Source organism: Pseudoalteromonas sp. TAB23, assembly GCF_000498075.1.
Taxonomy (GTDB): Bacteria; Pseudomonadota; Gammaproteobacteria; order Enterobacterales; family Alteromonadaceae; genus Pseudoalteromonas; species Pseudoalteromonas arctica.
Genome location: NZ_AUTP01000364.1, coordinates 1 through 18,487 on the forward strand (window position 1 = coordinate 1; position 18,487 = coordinate 18,487).

General features: G+C 37.1%; 12 protein-coding genes, 1 tRNA gene and 2 pseudogenes. 8 read left to right on the forward strand and 7 right to left on the reverse strand.

What is annotated here, in order from left to right; all coding sequences use genetic code 11:
- A pseudogene (locus tag L654_RS0124640) lies at positions 1-881 on the reverse strand (cell division protein FtsX); the annotation flags it as partial.
- Positions 871-1,582: pseudogene (locus L654_RS01000000126810) on the reverse strand (ABC transporter ATP-binding protein). The pseudogenes L654_RS01000000126810 and L654_RS0124640, both read right to left, overlap by 11 nt.
- Between L654_RS01000000126810 and L654_RS0124650 the strand changes: the two are divergent.
- Both L654_RS0124650 and L654_RS0124655 read left to right on the forward strand, forming a co-directional pair.
- Positions 1,583-2,206 carry an arylesterase gene (locus tag L654_RS0124650; RefSeq protein ID WP_024609334.1) on the forward strand — a complete coding sequence of 208 codons (624 nt, stop codon included), beginning with the start codon at positions 1,583-1,585 and terminating at the stop codon, positions 2,204-2,206. It begins immediately after the preceding pseudogene.
- A gap of 110 nt (positions 2,207-2,316) precedes the next feature.
- Positions 2,317-2,393: transfer RNA gene (locus L654_RS0124655), tRNA-Pro, on the forward strand.
- A 183-nt stretch (positions 2,394-2,576) separates the two neighbouring features.
- Here the strand turns inward: L654_RS0124655 and L654_RS0124660 are convergent.
- Positions 2,577-3,302, reverse strand: a complete 726-nt coding sequence (locus tag L654_RS0124660) for a hypothetical protein (protein ID WP_024609335.1) — start codon at positions 3,300-3,302, stop codon at positions 2,577-2,579.
- A 512-nt stretch (positions 3,303-3,814) separates the two neighbouring features.
- On the opposite strand from L654_RS0124660, the gene L654_RS0124665 reads away from it, so the two are divergent.
- From L654_RS0124665 to L654_RS0124675, 3 genes are all read left to right on the forward strand, one after another.
- A complete protein-coding gene (locus tag L654_RS0124665) occupies positions 3,815-5,473 on the forward strand; it encodes a molecular chaperone HscC (RefSeq protein WP_024609336.1) in 1,659 nt (552 codons plus the stop codon).
- 75 nt (positions 5,474-5,548) lie between these two features.
- Positions 5,549-7,660 (forward strand): CDC27 family protein, encoded by a 2,112-nt coding sequence (locus L654_RS0124670; protein WP_024609337.1) that lies wholly within the window; start codon positions 5,549-5,551, stop codon positions 7,658-7,660.
- Positions 7,644-8,399, forward strand: a complete 756-nt coding sequence (locus L654_RS0124675; RefSeq protein WP_024609338.1) for a DUF1266 domain-containing protein — start codon at positions 7,644-7,646, stop codon at positions 8,397-8,399. The genes L654_RS0124670 and L654_RS0124675 overlap by 17 nt, the downstream gene beginning before the upstream one ends.
- Positions 8,400-8,472: 73 nt before the next feature.
- On the opposite strand, the gene L654_RS0124680 is transcribed toward L654_RS0124675, so the two are convergent.
- Both L654_RS0124680 and L654_RS0124685 read right to left on the reverse strand, forming a co-directional pair.
- Positions 8,473-8,721, reverse strand: coding sequence for a hypothetical protein (locus L654_RS0124680; protein WP_024609339.1), 249 nt, complete (start codon positions 8,719-8,721; stop codon positions 8,473-8,475).
- A 103-nt stretch (positions 8,722-8,824) separates the two neighbouring features.
- On the reverse strand, positions 8,825-10,462 hold the full coding sequence (locus L654_RS0124685; RefSeq protein ID WP_024609340.1) for a cyanophycinase: 1,638 nt from the start codon (positions 10,460-10,462) through the stop codon (positions 8,825-8,827).
- Between the two features lie 262 nt (positions 10,463-10,724).
- Here L654_RS0124685 and L654_RS0124690 point away from each other — a divergent pair, with 262 nt between their 5' ends.
- From L654_RS0124690 to L654_RS0124700, 3 genes are all read left to right on the forward strand, one after another.
- On the forward strand, positions 10,725-11,312 hold the full coding sequence (locus L654_RS0124690) for a hypothetical protein (protein ID WP_024590532.1): 588 nt from the start codon (positions 10,725-10,727) through the stop codon (positions 11,310-11,312).
- A gap of 99 nt (positions 11,313-11,411) precedes the next feature.
- Entirely contained in the window at positions 11,412-12,326 is a 915-nt protein-coding gene (locus L654_RS0124695; protein WP_024609341.1) for a zinc dependent phospholipase C family protein, read from the forward strand.
- 1 nt (position 12,327) lies between these two features.
- Positions 12,328-12,726, forward strand: a complete 399-nt coding sequence (locus L654_RS0124700) for a hypothetical protein (protein WP_024609342.1) — start codon at positions 12,328-12,330, stop codon at positions 12,724-12,726.
- A 77-nt stretch (positions 12,727-12,803) separates the two neighbouring features.
- Here L654_RS0124700 and L654_RS1000000127615 read toward each other — a convergent pair whose 3' ends face one another.
- Both L654_RS1000000127615 and L654_RS0124710 read right to left on the reverse strand, forming a co-directional pair.
- Positions 12,804-15,074: an EAL domain-containing protein gene (locus L654_RS1000000127615; RefSeq protein WP_024609343.1), complete on the reverse strand. Its 2,271-nt coding sequence runs from the start codon at positions 15,072-15,074 to the stop codon at positions 12,804-12,806.
- Positions 15,075-15,200: 126 nt separating this feature from the next.
- On the reverse strand, positions 15,201-18,050 hold the full coding sequence (locus L654_RS0124710) for a UvrD-helicase domain-containing protein (protein WP_024609344.1): 2,850 nt from the start codon (positions 18,048-18,050) through the stop codon (positions 15,201-15,203).
- Positions 18,051-18,487: the final 437 nt, after the last annotated feature.

An 18,487-nucleotide genomic window follows, 5' to 3' on the forward strand; every position in this document is an offset into this window, starting at 1 on the left:
CCGCCTAGCGTTTTCATCATCGCTACTGGGTCGTATTGTCGTTCACAATAACGTTTTGCTGAAACGGCTATAGCCACTGCGGCTAAAATAATACCTAATAGGCCGGCAAGTAATAAAAAGCTCTCTGCACGGTTTAAACTATTTGAAATAGGTGATTGACGGTCTTTAACGCCGTACCATTGTTGGTTTTCTTTCATTTGTGGTTTAAGCCACTCGTAAAAGCTATTTATATCGGCCTCACTACCTGCATAAAGTTGGCGATAATAAACACGACTACCTGGCTGCACAACTTCGGTTTTTGCCACATCGTCAATATTAATAAGCACGCGGCGGCTGCTCGAAAATACATTAAATGGCGCATCGGGCTCTTCTACAATCACTTTTGAAACATTAAATAATGCAGCGCCAAGCTCTACTTGCGCGCCTATATCAATATTTAAACTGTAAAATACTGATTCACTTAGCCACACATTACCAGGCGTTGGTCCGCTATTAGCAACCTTAGTTTCACCTGTTAAAGTGTCTTTAACTTTTAACTGCCCTTTTAACGGGTACGCATTAGATGCCGCTTTTACTGAGCTAAACTGCATTTCATCATCGGCAAACAACATAGTGTCGAAGTACACCATTTGCGCCGTTTTTAAATTTTGGCTCTGTGCTTTAGTAATAAAAGCAGTGTCGAGAACATGATCGCTTGCAAGTACACGGTCTGCTGCAATAAAAGCACTGCTTTTTTGAGCAATGCTTTGCCCTATTCGCTCAGTAACCATAGACAGTGTAAGCACGGTTAAAACAGCAAGGGCGATAGCTGCGCTTATAACTGTTAGCTCACCACGGCGAAATTCTCGCGAAAATAACTTAAGCGCTAACTTAACCCACATTAGCAACGTCCTCTACTTGGCTTTTTACCAGTAAACCCGCTTCTATTTGAATAATGTGCTCACATTTTTGTGCAAGCCCTTCATCGTGAGTCACCAAAATAAGCGTGGTGCCGTGTTGCGTGTTTAAATCAAATAATAAGGATTCAATCATTTTACCGTTTTTGCTGTCTAAATTAGCCGAAGGCTCATCAGCAAACAGTATTTTAGGTGTACCAATAAATGCTCGCGCAATAGCAACACGCTGTTGTTCACCGCCAGAGAGTTGCGACGGGTAATGATCAATTCGATGGCTCAAGCCTACTTTTTCAAGTAATGCAATTGCTTGCTCTTTTGCATCACTTTCACCAGCAAGCTCTGCTGGCAGCATAACGTTTTCTAGTGCAGTTAAGCTTTGTACTAACATGAACGATTGAAACACAAATCCAATTTTAGCCGCGCGCAGTGCAGCACGCTCTTCTTCATCTAAATTGTGTAATGGCTCNATCTAAAAATATTTCGCCGCTGCTTGCGGTATCCAGCCCTGCTAATAAACTGAGTAACGTTGATTTACCAGAGCCCGACGTGCCAACAATAGCAACAGACTCGCCATGCTTGACATTAAAGCTGATGTCGCTGAGGATGGGCAGCTCACCTTCAAAGGTAGAGACTACTTTAGACAAACCATTAACCTGAATTATATTTAATTGAGAAAGCGCTGACATATGACTCATTCAATCCTTCGTTTAGTATTCATTTTATTTTTAGTTATCAAACCGCTGAGCGCAGCAGCCGACAACACGATTTTAATACTCGGTGACAGTTTAAGCGCAGCCTACGGACTTCAACAAGAAGAAGGCTGGGTAAAATTGTTACAAGATAAATACGATGACGAACAAGCCGACATTGAACTTATCAACGCCAGTATTAGTGGCGAAACATCTGGTGGAGCCCTACGCCGTTTAGATGCATTGCTTGAGCAATACGAACCCACTCATGTACTTATTGAGCTAGGTGCTAATGACGGTTTACGTGGTTTTCCAGTCAAAAAAATGCAAACTAACTTAACGTCTCTTATTCAAAAAAGCCAAGCAGCTAATGCGATGACCGCCTTAATGGAGATTTACATTCCCCCTAATTACGGTCCGCGTTACAGCAAAATGTTTACAGACACTTTTACACGCGTTAGCGAAGAAACAAATGCGCATTTAATGAACTTTTTTATGCTCGATGTTGCTGGTCAACCTGAGCTAATGCAAAACGATAGTTTACACCCTAACAAAAAAGCTCAGCCATTAATACGAGATGAGATGTATGACTCGATCAAAAAGTGGTTAAATAAAGACTAGCTAATTAATACACCGCAAGAGTGCCTTTTTAGGTCTCTTGCGTAATAAACACCCAAACAAACAATCGCTTATTGATTTTTAAAAAAATACACGTACTATTGCATACAAATCGGTATGTGGCGCAGCTTGGTAGCGCACTGTCATGGGGTGGCAGGGGTCGAGAGTTCGAATCTCTCCATACCGACCAATTAATTCCCTTTCAAATCAATTCTATATATTAAAAACACTACCCTTTATTTCACAACAAATGTAATACAGCATATTAATAGCATCAAATATGCCTTAAATTGTTTTATACTACTGTTTGTAAATCGTAGAGGTATATAAAACACCAAAATTACATTCGATCTATATGATTTCATAAGTATCTTTAATTACTGTTAATTTCTATCTCTAAATTTAATACTGCTAGATGGATTTTATGAATAGTCCTCTTCATTTCGTCAAATATTTTCATATTTACATCTCTGTCTGTAAAAATATTCTCACCATTTTTTGTTCGCCCATTTCGATGAACACAATCATGCCTATAGCTAATAAGCTTCTCTAAGGAGCTTCTATTTTCTCTGCCAATGACATCATTAATTTTTAAATTGAATACACCTTCGAACAATGCAGATACAACACCTAAGTTATGGAATAAAAGTTCATCTAGCCTAGAGTTGACTTTTTGAAGTGGTAAATTTTTATTGGTTAAAAAGTCCACTAAGGTAAACTTCTCACTCTTCAAATCTTTTGAGCTTTCAATAAACTTCAAAAAGCAACTGAAGTTACTATTAATATAAAACTTAAATAGATCAGATAAATATGTTTCTAAAATTGTTATTGAGTGTGTAAAAAAAAGTCGTCCTATGAAATCTGTATAGTTTACATCAGCTTCTTGTAGCTCATTTAATGAATAAATTGCATTTATATATGCTCTTTTCAGTGTGTAATCATCATCGGTTACTAGAAGTGCATCGTTGTTCGCGACAAAAAAACCTGCTGAGCTAAAGTCATAATTAATAATAACATTTCTATTATCACCACATCGTTTGCAATCATTTGTTATTAAATCTTCACCTGTATCATCGTTAGAACTACCAGGTATAGGCACATTACAATCATCTATATAGTGTTTAAAATAAACCTCTTCGCCACATTTGCTGCATGCAAATTGAATATAAAGCTCTATATTCTCTCCCTGTTAAACTTTAGGCTTTATAATACCTCCCTCAGTGCTGTTTGAAAGTAAGTTATTCTTTAATATTTAATAATCTTACTTTACTACCAGTATCTCTTCACAGTCCTCAAGTAATACCCAGGTACTCCGAAATAGCTTATCCATGATTTTAAATTATCAACTTTAGAATGAAACTCACTTTCACCTGATTCATACTTAGGATGTGGCTGTTCTTCAATTAAGTTTTCTTTATGTATTAAATAAACACTAGCTCGTTAACATTTTGAAAAACATAAAGTTAAGCGTATAATTTTTAATCAGATATTAATAATAGGTTTTTAATTAAACTGTATAATGGCATCGATGCAAAACTAAGTTGAATTTAAGACTCTGTATTAAGTAACTTAGCATAGCGATGATTTAAGTCATTCAGTAAGGGAAATAAAATGAAAATAGGGATAGATCTCGGTACAACTCATAGCGTAGTGGGAATATGGCAAGATAACGCGGTTAAGTTAATTCCAGATATGGAGGGTAATGTGCTCGTTCCTTCAATTGTTGGCTTGTCGGAAGATAATTATATTCTTGTAGGCCAAGCCGCTAGGGATCGATTAGCAACCCACCCCGCACACACAATTTGTGAATTTAAACGTTTTATGGGCACTGATAAAACCTTTTCATTGGGCGAGCAAGATTATAGCGCAACTGAACTATCAGCCATTTTATTAAAAAGCCTTAAAGAGCAAGCCGAACATTATTTACAAGAGCCTATTACTGAAGCCGTTATTTCGGTACCTGCCTATTTTAACAATAAACAACGCCAAGCAACGCAACAAGCGGCTTTACTTGCAGGCCTTAAAGTTGAGCGATTACTTAATGAACCCACAGCCGCAGCACTCGCTTATGGGCTCGATAATAAAAACTGTGAGCAAACTTACTTAGTACTGGAGCTTGGTGGCGGTACATTTGATGTGTCGGTTATTGAGGTATTTAACGACATATTTGAAATACACGCCTCATCGGGTGATAACTACTTAGGCGGTAACGACTTTACTAACGTTATTGAAGAAGATCTTTATAAGAAAAACGATTTGTACAAAGGGTTTTTCTCAGATAGTGAACTACGTAATATTTGGTCGTTGTGCGAGCGTTTAAAGTGCCAATTAACTAACGAGTCAACAGCCAGCTTTAATTTTGAATATAAAGAAAAAACGTATTCATATACCCTCACTCTGGAAGATTATCGTACATTGTGTAGCGAGTTAATTGAGCGAATTAAGTTTCCTATTAACCGTGCGATGTCTGACGCTGACTTAACACTTGAAGACGTTGATGGACTTATTCTTGTTGGCGGCGCTACGCGTATGCCTATTTTTCAACAGCAAATTAGCCGTGTGTTTTCACGCATACCGCAAACTCAATATAACCCTGACCATGCTATCGCTACTGGTGCTGCAATTCAGGCAGGTATGAGCGCACGTGCTAAAGAATTGAAAGACGTAATAATGACTGATGTTTGCCCATTCACTTTAGGCGTGGAGGTAAACAACAAACATGGTCAGTCTGAGTTTTTGCCTATTATAGAACGTAACGCGACGATTCCTGTAAGCGAAACTCGTTCTGTTTATTCAGCTCACCCTGAACAAGAAAAAGTACTCATTAAAATTTATCAGGGTGAACATTATCTCCCTAAAGATAATGTGTTTTTAGGCGATTTAGAAATAAATCTTGAGCCGTTAAATATAATACAAGAGTTATATTTAACATATACCTACGATCTTAATGGTGTACTTGAAGTTGAAGTAACTAATGTTGCAAGTGACAAAAAATACCGCACTTATGTAGGCGAAAATGAAGAAAGCTTGAATGAAAGTGAGTTACGTGAACGTTTTTCACGACTTAATGCACTTAAGGTTTTGCCTAAAGACAAACTTGTAAATACTGCATTTAAAGCAAAGTTAGAGCGTCTATTCCAAGAAAGTCTAGGCGATAAAAGGCGAGAGATTGGCGAGGCGATTGGTCAATTTATGGAAGTGTTAGAAACACACGATAACCACAAAATAGAGCGTATGATCGAAAATATAAAGCGCTATCTTAGTTATTAAAATTAACTATTAAAGTTAACTAATAAAAAATAGTTTCAGTTAAAAAATTACATGCATTAAATAAAGAGTGAAGTAATGAACTATTGGAAAATATTAGGCATTGAAGCCACAACAGATAAACGCCTTATTAAACTCGCTTATACAGAGATTCTAAAAAAAACATCGCCAACAGAGTTTCCCGAAGAGTTTAAAGATTTACGAAAAGCATATGAGTTAGCTATTAAAGAGGCTAAACGACCTGCTAAAAATGAAGACAAAGCACCCAATCAAGTATTTGAAGATGAGCACGAAAAAAAAGGCGTTATTAACGAGTCATTTTTTGATGAAAAAGAGCCCTCTCCCGCACCTACAGAAGTTGAAATAGTTAAGCCTCAACCTATCGAGTTAAATTGTGTTCGCTCTATTTCAGAGCTGCAAGTAGCACTCAATGAATTATATTGTAATGTGTTATCTCGCAGCGATGTTGAACAATGGAAGTTATTATTTTCGTCGCCATTATTTTGGGATGTCGATCAAAGTCAGCAAGTCTCATTTACTTTAATTGATTTCTTTTCAGAGAATTACTTTTTATCTGCCTCGGTATTTAAATTTTTAGATGAGAGTATGAAAATCTCTAGTGAGTTAGTAACCAATAAAAATAATCACTACCGTGAACTTGCTATTGCACTGCATCATTATATTCAGAGCCTACCACTGCGAATCGATGCCCTATCTAACATTGATCACAATATCAGCTTTGAACAGCTGCAGCAGCATCTTCAGTTACGTAACTTAATAGAAGAGCAATGTATATATTCTAAGCTTACAGCTGAGCAGCTAATTACGCTTATGCAGCGAATTAATTTGGTATTTTATAATGACGAGTCACTTTATCTTTATGTTGCTAACTATTTATGGACATTGGGTGCATACACAGAAATTAGTAAGTTACTTGCCTCATTGCCAGAGCCTACAGATGCAAGCATAGATCAGCTGCGAGATTTACAAGCACACGCAGAATTTAAGCTTAAAAACTATGATATAGCACTCACTATTTATCTTGCGCAGCGAGAACTTATGAAAAGTTTTTATGCGATGAATATGACTAAAGAGATTGGTCTGTGTTATTTGCACCTTAAAAATTATGAAAAAGCATATACGTATTTAAACTCTTATTTTTATACTAGCCCTGAGGATATAGACCTTCGCTCTGCTTTGATTATCGCCCGTCGATACTACATAAAAGATCTTAAAAAAAATGAGGAAAGTAACGCTCTTAAAATAGCGACGTTACAATTTGAAAATGGTCGCTACAAAGATGCTTTAATAACGACTCAAACATACCCTCTAATTTTTCACGCTGATTGCAATTATTTACAGGCTTTATGCCTTGCTAAGCTAGAACGCTTAGATGAAGCATTTGACGTTTTTATCGCCTTTATGAATCTACATTTACAAAAACAGATAGATCCTTGGCCACTACTGGTTGATTTATTTATATATTGCCCAGACTCAATTGATTTTAATTTGATAATGGAAACTATCGCAAAAAAAATACAACCATCTCCTAACAAGTTTTATAAAACCCCTCGCGTGCTAGGCTCTGTACAAGAGAATATATACTCACAATTAGAACTCAAAACATTAGATCTTCCAGCGACTGATCATGATGGAAAACCCAATAAACCCATGGGTTACGCCCTCTATGCTGATTTAGACTATAAACAGCAATATGCTTGGGCAATGCTACATGCGTTAATGGCTAAATTGGCAAACTTCGAAGATAAAGCGATTGTGAAGCAAATAAAACAAGCCGCTATTTATGCTATTAAGCAAGCTATGCCAAAAATCACACACCAACCAAGTTGGAGCTTAAAGTTTATTCACATAGCTTTTGATATAGATGATTTTGATACCTGTATTAAGCTCGCAAACATCACGATGAGCGAGTTTTCTAATTTACCACAAACCTACTATTACAAAGGGCGATCGCTAGCTGCCTTAGATCAATATGATGCAGCAATACCCATATTAATATTAGCCGCAGATAAATACGGACATCAGAGGCTTGGGATATACTCACTTGAATTTGCAGTGGAGTGTTGTGAAAAGCTCGTTGAACATGGACAGCCAATGCATCCTAATTACAATGATATATGCCAAAAACTGCAAATAACAAAGGAGATTGTAGATGCACAATCAAAGTGAAGTACCTTGTGTAATTGCGGATGATGCGACCTTAAGTTCAGAGCAAAAATTATGGCTTATTAGCCTCTCAGGGCACCTTTCAATGCAAAATGGTTATTCATTGAATACCTTAAAACATCACAATAAAAACTACACTGACGAGTCAGTTGCTAACGGTAATTTAAGTATTTTAGATAATGCTTATGGCGTTACAACAAAAGAAGAATTAATTGAAACTTTAAATGTTTTTTATAACACATCAAATAGCCAAGTTTTCATGAGTTGTATGGCTGAACTCACCAGAAATGATTTATTAGCAAGATACTACATTGAGAATAAATCTACTGCCTATCAAAATACGCCTATAGGTATTATGTCGGACTGGGCAGGAATACATAAATTCTCACTGGCTCGTTGTGGTATTAGAGCTTTTGATATTGGCCGCTATGCTTTTTTATGTCGTTGTGGTGTTAGCGTTAATTTTTTAACCGAAGAAGAAGCATGGCATTACCTTAAGCCTATTGGAAAACTGGCACAAACCTTATTTATTAGCTGGCAAGAGTATGCAACTAGTTATGTAGTTGGTCGGTGTATATGGCAAAAGATTACAACTCAAGAAACGTACAGCGAGCCAAACCCTGACTTTAATTTTAGCCATGATTTATTTGAGAAAATAAATGATACGGCTGCTACATTACAAAGTATATTAGCTGATGACGAGCACCCATGGTGCCAACTAGATTGGGAAATGGACTTTTAATTTCAATATTTTGATTTTATAAATACTTACTGAATAACGCATTTTACAGTGGCGTTATTCAGTAAAGTTAATATTAGTGCTTGCGCCCTACACCATTTCGTACCATGTCTTGCCCTGTTTGGAATACGTTTTCTGTAATCATGCGTGCTAAAAGTAGCTTTTGATTATCGTCAAACACAGCAACAAAACGGCTGCCATCTTTGTTATTAGTAGCCATACCAACACCGGCAACACCTTTAAGTCCAAAACCACCGTTTTCGACATCTATTAAAAAGCTTTCTAGTTCGGCTAAAGTATCAATTACGTCATTTTCATTATTCATTTTAAAACTCTTTTAGTAAGGCCTTGGCTAGGCTTTTAAATCATTATGGTGGCTATTTTATAGAGAAGAGCCAAAAACTTAAACCCTTGGCTCAGGTTAGTAACTAAATCGACTTTATAGCTAACTCTAAATTGCTTAGTGCACAACCAAACTCTTTTGCATTAACGCGATGATACTGTGTGTCACTCGTTGCTGTAAGGCTAATTATAAACTCATCTTGTTGAGCTACCGCACTTTGCTCTTGGCTTAGGCACATAGCTTGAGTAAGTGATCGCAGTTTTGAATTTGTTAAAATTGCACCAAATCGCTGCACAGGCAGTGGAGGTATTTTTATAGCGGGTAACGCCTCATCTATTGTGCGCTTGCTTAGAGTAAACGTGTTATTGGTAATTTCAATTACACTGCTTGTAGGCCAATACGAGTAGCTATAGCTCTTACTCTCAGGTTGTGCTTTACCTTGGTTAGCTAAATGCACTACACCACTTTTGCCTATTACGGTTATTAAACTACCTTCTGGCGATTTAATAACAACCAAAGCCGTATTTTCATCAATACCAAAACCATGTTGAATCTCTGTTTTAGTCTTTTTTACTTCATTTTTATTTAACGCTGCTGTAAGCCTAAATGTACGGTTTTGTTCGCTAAACTGAGTATCTAGTACACCAAAATTAAAGCTGCCAAGTCCACCAGCATTAGTGTTATTTTCATTTTTGCGAAGTGCCTCAAGGCTTGTCGTATTTGTAAACATGCCCGTCACTTTACTTTGGATTGCTGCGCCCGCGCCTTCACCTACAATTACTGGGCGAGTTTGCAATGCTTGCGTCCACGGGTATGGATTATTGTTTTGATCAAATAATACCTTGTGAGTTAATGCTGCATTACCGCTATTAAACATCACACCGGTACTATTTTTAATAAGTGATACAAGTGCATTAGTGCCACTTTTGCATAAAGCGTATTCGGACTTTGTGTACTCTAGATAAATTGCTTCCCGGTTATACACATTCATTAATGTATTTCTGAGAGCGGGTAATTCATCGCACGAGTTACTCGTAATCGCTTTAGCAAGTGCTGGCGTTAGTGCTAACCATTGAGTGTTTATATTTGATTGTGCTAAAAGACTCTGCGCTACATCTGCCGACTCATAAGGGTCGCGGCTCGATGCCGTAATAGCAAGCATGGTGGGTTTTGCGTTATTAACTTTTAAACTGCCCGACACAAATTGTAAAATACTATTAGTCGCGACCTCAATATTAAAATCGGTATTTACTTGCTCTTTTAAGCGCTCACCGTTTTTATCAAGTAGCGGCACTTCTAGCATATCAAATACAAAGTTGTACTCTTGCTGAGTCAGGCTTTCTAATTGCTGGTTATTTATATCGCGCCATAGCCATAATAAATCTGTTTTAGATACACTATTTGACGATTTACCTAGCAAGGTTTTAAGTGTTTTTAATACAGCCGTTTTTGCCTCAACGTTATTATTAGGCCAATGCTGCGTGATGTTTTTTATTTGAGCGCTGCTAACAGCATATAAATTATGTGACTTACCATCAATAGCAGTCTCTTTTTGGCAATTGTTAAGCTTTGCGCTAGTACAGGTAGTAAGCTCTGACCCCACTAAAATTAAAGTTTGGTTTTGCTCTTGAGCCACTGCATTTATTGAATATCCAACACCAAACAATGCCACTAACATACCTAGTAACTTCGGCTGTTGATCACGTAAAAATGCACATATCATAATGTAAACTCTAATATAAATTATAAAACTAATGTGTTGCAGTTTAACAGCTAGCCACTTGAGCCTAAATATATTTTTATAAATGTTAAATAATTCAAGTCTCTGAAAAGCGATAGGGTTAAGCACTTCATTTAAATACGTTGTTTAGTTTGCCCTTTTGCCTTTGTAAATATTATCTAAACAAATTTAAACGGAGCATTTATTGACCAATTTCATTGTTTAAATTACGGTGGTGAATTATTTTATGTAACTGGGGTGAAATATGGACTTTTCTAATGAAGAGATAAATTTTTTTGCTGAGTTATTCAAGCCTAATAAAAAGTCACATGCGCACAACAGTCACGTTTTAACGTTACAAAGTTCAGTACCAGCCAATATTGCTCACTTACTTAGTAGCGCTAATTTAACCCTGCTCGCAGAGGTTGCACACTATCAGTTATGGTTTCCGTTGGACTTAAAAATTGATAGCGCCGGTATAATCAAACCTATTTTAAACGCCCCCGAAGTAATAGACACACAAGGCACACTGCGCAGTTGGCGCTGGAGTGAGCTAAATATTAAAAGCCAAGGGTTTAAAATTGAATCAATATCAAACACGGGGATGTTTTTAAAACCCCTCAGAAAAGGTAACCATTTAAATAAATCGCAGCACATGGAATTTATTTTGCCTAACAAACAAAGTATTTCGATGGAGATAGAACCCGTAAGACAAAGCACGCAAGGTATAGCTGCTAAAATAACACAAATTCATAGCGGTCAAGAGCAACTAAGAGCTTACCTATTTGAAGAACATAAACGTCAACATGCTAAATTATACGAGAATGGCCAATTAGTTGAGCAGCTAATTTAATAGGTGTTTACCCCCGCTATACTTGCATTTAGTTGGCTTTATTTAACCCCCTCTCAATGTTAACCTGTACTCTTATTAATAAATCATAAGGATATGACAATGCCAGGTGCTTTTGCGCACATCACAGCCGTTAATATTGCAACGCAAACCAAATCACTCGCTAAAATGGATATGCCTAAAAAGGCAAAACTTATTTTGAGCCAACGCCAAGCATACCTTGAACTAGGCTGTGTAGCCCCCGATTATCCTTACTTAGCAGTAGCGCAGCCTAGCCAAAATGCGTGGGCCGACCTAATGCACTATGAGCACACAGGCGATTTACTTAAAGCCATGATTGAATACTGCAAAACACTTGAAAGTGAAGCATTTGAAAAGTGCTTTGCTTGGTTATGCGGTTATATGGCCCATGTTGCTGCGGATATAACGGTGCATCCGGTTGTTGAATTAAAAGTAGGCCCGTATGAGCAAAATCAAACGGCGCACCGTGCCTGCGAAATGAACCAAGATGCATTTATTTGGCAGCGTTTAAATTTAGGTGAGTTAGGTTATGCTGACCGCGTGCAACAAAATATTGGATCTTGTACTAACAAAGACGATAATTTTGATACCGATATTGCAAAAATTTGGCAACATGCTTTGTTAACGGTTCACCCAAGCTACGCTGCACAACACGCTCCTAACTTTAATTCATGGCATAACGGTTTTCAGCTTGTAGTAAATAATGTTGAAGAAAGCTATCGATTATTTGCCTGCGCACGCCATGTTGCTGCTGATTTAGGTTTGTTTTATCCTCGCCCAAACGAAGTAGACTCCACTTTTATTGAACAACTAAAAACGCCGCACGAGCCTATGCATTACAACGATATTTTTGACTTTGCCGTTAGCAATATTCAGCACTACATAACCATTATTGCCAATGCCGTATTTTTAGATACTGATTACAGTGTAATTAAAAATTGGAACCTAGATACAGGCTACGATGAACACAACACGATGACGGTATGGAGCAAATAAAATGAAACACTTACTTTGTATAAGCCTCATAGTATTACTTAGCGGTTGCTACACTCCTAAAAACAACAATCCAGAAGTGATGGCCGACTTAGCCTCGCAATTAAAAGATATTGCTACAGCCGTTGATGGCACATTAAAATTTAGTGAAACACCCTATTCAACTACTGATGAGTTATTAAAAGCTGCTGTTAATAACGATTTAAGCAAACTTGCACCCTTTGGGGAATACACGCTTATCGTGAACATACAAGATGATAACGCAGTGCTACTCTTATGTGATGCCAATACTGCTTTAATTGAAGATGCAGGCTGTACTGCTCAATCAGATATACAGCATTGGGGAGCTGAGGCTATTCATCAGTGCGAAATAACCATAAACGCCCAACAGCTCTGTAATTAGGTAATAAAACCCAGCTAGTTTTATAGAACATACATACCTTAGGTGTATATGTTCTATATAGTGCCCACTAAATACATTTAAAGTTGAGCCGTCATCTCTTTAGGGTTAAACACTAAGCCATGGCGACTAACATGTTCTGCAAAATTTTCGGCTGGCATTGGTTTAGCAAAGTAAAAGCCCTGAAATTCTTTACACCCCATTTGCGTCATTATTGCTACTTGCTCTTGGGTTTCTACTCCTTCGGCTACACACTTAATATCAAGCTCTTCACACATAACGTGCACCGCTTTAACTAAACTTTTTTGACGCGTAGAGCTCGTTACTTGGCTTATTAATGAGCGATCTAACTTGAGCTTGTTAATAGGGTAATCGGCAAGGCGTGCAATATTAGAATAACCCACCCCAAAATCATCGACCGAAATAGTAAAACCCCACGATTGCAGCGTTTGCATAAGCTTTAGCGAATGCGCTTGGTTTGCCTCAAGAGAGGTTTCAGTCAGTTCTAACTCTATTTGAGGTGGCTTTACGTTAAAGTCGGCAAGGTATTTAACCAGTTTTGACATAAAATCGGTTTGGCTAAAATCAATTAGAGATATATTTATTGCCACCGGCACACTCGGTAAACCCGCCTTGGTCCAATCGGCAATTTGAGCGCACACCTTTTGAATAATCAGGTCGGTTAACCGACTAACCATTCTGTATTCTTCGGCAATAGGAATAAATACCACTGGCGACACATTACCCAGTATTGGACTGTTCCAACGCGCTAAGGCTTCAAGCCCTATACATTGACCCGTTGCATCTACTTTAGGTTGATAGTGCACCGACAAATCGCCCTGCTGAAGCGCTTCATCTAATAACATTGAAATTTCGTATTTTTCGATAAAAGCTTGTGATTGTTTTTCGTTATAACCACTAAGGGCCATATTACAATTTGCTAGTTTAAGTGCTTCGCATGCATTGCTAAGTACTGTTGCGCTGTTTTTTCCATGATCAGGATACTTTGCAAAACCAAATAAAAATGATTGCTGACACTTAGTACCAAATACATTATATGTTTTATCTAATGTATTTTTTATTTGCATTAATAGCTTATCTTCTAGCTCGTTTTGCGAGTTTGCGCCAATTATAAAAGCAAGCTTTCCTACTCCTATATGAGCACACAACAGCGGCCCATCTGGCATCGCTTTTAAACGCTTGTACGCGTTAATAAGTAATGCTTGAGAGTCGGCTTTAGTGAGCTTCAAATTTAAGTATTCACTATTTGCACTTTGCGCAACAATGATATAAAAACCTTTTTGGTATTTGCTTGTTAATCTGTCGCATTGCAGCTCAAACCATTCTCTATTAGGTAGTTTTGTTTGCGAGTCTCTAAAGCGTAAACGTTTATTTTCTTGTTCCATCATCGATAAATTTTGTTTAATGAGCTGCTCTTGCGTGCAATCGTAAAAGTCATATACACGGTAGTTTGTACTCATTGTTATTTGCTGATAACTGGCTTTAAAATAACTTTTTTTGTACTTCACAATTTTATTTTGAGCATTAGAGTCGTCAAAAACTAAGGCCGGAAATAAATGAGAAAGATTAACGCTTCCTTCTTTTAATTCTTTTTTTATACCAAACATATCAATAGCATGTTGATTAAAATCAGTAATGACAAGATTTTCGTCAACAATAATTTTGGCTTTATTTGATTCGGTGAACAGGCTTCGATAAAGCTCATTTTTATCTTTAAGGTGTGTATTAGCGCTTATCATTGTTTTGTTTAAACGCTTAGCAGCCACAATTGTGCGCGCCACAGCAAGGGGAATACAAATGTTAAAAAATAAAAATATAAGCCCTGTAATGTATAAGTCAGCGTCGGGAAGTTGTTGAGCTATGCCGGTTAAACCCGAGACATCAACGTTATTGATGATCATATAAAACGGCGCAATATTTAATACGCCATAAGCAAGGGCTGTTCTATAACCAAGTAGCATAAGTGCGATTATCGGGCAAGAATACATATACATAGAGCCCACTTTAGCAAGTTCTAGGTCTGTTAAAAATAAGTTCATTGACACGCTAGCAGCTACAATGGCTATTAAAAGTGCATGAGCGCTAAAGTGATAAAAACGCTTACTTGCTATAAGTAAACCACATGCAGTAGCAAGAAAGCTGCTTGTTAATACAACAATATAAATTAAGTTAAATTCAATAGCGCTTGTGTACGTGTGGCACGCCACAGCAAAGCATAACACCATTACTAACGATAGAATAATGCGCAGTGCACTTATTCGCCAATTAGCAACCTGATCAGGGGCTGAATAGTGATCGTTTAATAAAAAGAACCTATTGAAAAAATGCATAATAAACAACAGTTAAAGCTCATTCTTCTATTAGACATTGATAACTTGTTAAAATCAATAAAATGAATATAATTTCTATTTACATAGTTCTATAAAATAGACAAGTGTAAACCTACCTGTTAGCCGTTAAACAATCATTTTTCGAGTGTTTTTACAGTTATCTTCTTTAAGAGCGAAACCACTGCACCCTAAAAATTCACCGTGCTTAGATTTGCGTTTACGCATTTCGCGACCACACTTTTCACAAATTGGGTGCTGCGTTTTACACTCTGTATTCACACATTGTGAATACGTGCTTTTATCAACCGAGGGGCTACTACAGCTTTTACACACTCGTAGTTTAGTTTCACAAATCTGCGTATTAGTACAGCTATAATAATCACCATACTGACCCGTTTTTGGCACAATTAATCCGTCGCTGCACGTATTACACTCTCTTTGCTTTAGTTGCGACTTGTTAAACAACGTGGAGCCGATTTGAATAGGATAATCGTCATTTACTAGTTCTTTTACAAACGCTGAGCATGCATAAGGGTCTGCAATTAAATACGCTTTATGTTTAGCGCGCGTAATACCTACATAAAGCAAACGCCTTTCTTCTGAGTGAGTGAATTCATCTTGCTCTGGTAATAACGACTCCACCAGCACATTATTTTGATTATCGCTAGGAAACCCTAATTTACCTTGTTCAAAACCAATGATAATACAGTAATCGGCTTCAAGCCCTTTGGCACTATGCAATGTCCAAAAATAAAGAGTGTTTGTATGCTTTTTATCTTTTAAATGCTGCTGCACGCTATTTAACATGTATCTATATCGACTAAGTATGGCAATGCTCGCTGATGCATCATTTTTTTGAATAGTGCTTATGCTCTGTTGTACTTTTATTTCTATCGATTTAGTACCTTGGTATAAATCGTCTAATAAAATAACTTGTGAAGTGGCTACTTGTGTATGTGTGCTGATCTGCTTTTTATATTGCTCAGGGTTTTGCATTACAAAACGCCCTGCTACATCACTAATACTATTGTTATATCTAAATGTTTTTTGCAGCATAGTAAGAGAGTGGCTGCCCACTAATTCATTAAAGCGTGTAGTAAGCGCTAAATTACCACCCGAGAACCGATAAATTGCTTGCCAGTCATCACCAACAGCAGTAAATCGTATTCCTTTGCCATGTTTTAATATGGCATTTATGAAAGCCATGCGCGCGCTTGATATATCTTGAAACTCATCAACTAAAATGTGGCTCCATGGAATATTAAAATCTCCGCTTACTATCGCCTTTGTTGCTTGAATAATCATGTCGTCAAAATCAATGGTACTTTGCGCGTTTAGTTCATTTATATAAGCATCATGAATTTGCACTAACAAGTTTGCATATTGCTGGTAATTTTTAATACCACTTTGCTTAATGCGCTGTTCTATTTGCTTATTACTTAGTTGCTCCACTCGAATAGCTTGTAAACATTTTATGTACTTATCAATCACTTGCTGTAACTGCCCTGAGTTATTTAAAGTATGAAATATTTCGTCGTTACTTAAAGGTGTTAATTCAACATTATGCTGCTTTAATTGCTTTGCGAGGGTTTGCTCTAGCTTTCCTTCTACCCAGTTGTAATGAAAGGTCTCGAGTAAGGTGGTGCCATTTTGTTTATGCAGTTTGCGCTTAAATGCAACTTGCTCGTTATAATGTTTTTTATCCATATCGGCACGTGTATTCCCTTGCCTATCAATGCCAAAGTGCTCTAGGTAAATATCATATTGAGGTATATAAAAGTCTGGTTGGTATTGCCCACTTCGCTCTGCGCCTTGGCTAAAGTGATAATTCACCTCATAACTGTGCGGTACGCAATTCAAATGTAGCCAGTTTGAAATAAGCACTTCCTGATAACTTTTTACTTTATGACCCGCAAGGCTACGGTATTCGTTATCGCGTACGTACCGCTCGTACTGTGCATTATCTTTAAAGCTAAATATATCAATCGGCTCATGGAGTAAATCTAAAAATGCTTTTAAAAACTGTGGTTCGGTTTGTATTTTTTTACTTACCCACCCAGTTAACCAACTATTTAATTGAACTGGGTCAGTTGCAAATTTTGATAATTCGATTGGCTTTTTAGCACTTTGTAGTAATTTAAGCCCAAGCGCATGAAACGTTAAAATAGTGGGTGCTTTGGTATGCAATTTTGCATGCGTGGCGCGTTTAATAAAGCGCTCTTTAAGCTCATTTGCTGCTGTTTTATTATAGGCCAGCACCAAAATTTGCTCAGGCTTAGCAATATTGCATGCTATTAAATCTAAAGACTTTGCTACCATCACAGATGTTTTACCTGTGCCTGCTGCCGCTAATACTAAATTTTTATCGTTATCGCGTATTACCGCTAAGCGCTGCTCTGTTGTTAATGGATTTGACTCTACTTGATTAAAAAAGTCATTTTTAAGAGTTAGTTGTTTTTTTTCATATTTATGGCGCAACTGTGCAATTGCATCGTGAGTATTGGGTGTGGTGCTTAGTATATTTAAAAATTTAATACTACTTGGCGATAAGTGTTGTTGCCACACACTTGTACTTTTAGCGTACTGCTTGGTAAGCAAAAACACATCATTATTAAGTGTTTTTATGGAACTATCACGTAAAAACTCATCTAAAGCATAGCGCTTGAGCGAAATCTTTGCGTTATTTACCTTTTGCTCAAGCAGGGCTGAAAACCGCGTGTTAAGGGCAGTATTTAAAGCGTTCGCTTGTGATTTGTTTAAAAAGCTAATTGATGTATTGCTACTGTCGCACAAATTAATTTTGGCGCTAAATAAACGGTTTTTAAGTATTGAGTAATTATAAAAGTCTTTAATTAAAAATGTCCGTGCGGGAGCACTTCTAAAATGCACAACAAGGCGCTCTTGTTCAATAGTTACGTGTTTAATACGGGTAAAAAAACGGCCTAGCCAACTTGGAGTAGCAATATACTGCGCCATAATACTCAATATGAAGATATGCTTTACCTTAATTGTAACATACTCTTTTGTAATACATTTAGCGCTAAATCGATGCTTACTTAGTAAACAATTTAATTGGTAAGTTAGTTTTTAAATCTGGTGATTAACGTTTTATTTACACTCGTTAACGAATTTAAACATTTATAGATAGCTTGTTGTGTAACAATGCACATATACAAACTTACACTTCATATAATTGTTAGGTATATTCCCAATTAAACAACCTAGATTCAAATTGTAAGTGCATAACTTGTTTTGGCTAGATTAAGTGGTCAGTTGCTCATAAGCTAACTGCTTTTTCTCCGGCAAGAGATTTTACAATGAGACATTACAAACAACTGACCTATGCGCAAAGATGCCAGATCGCCGTTCTAAAGAAAAGTGGTTTTACGCAACAAAGTATTGCTGAGCTAACT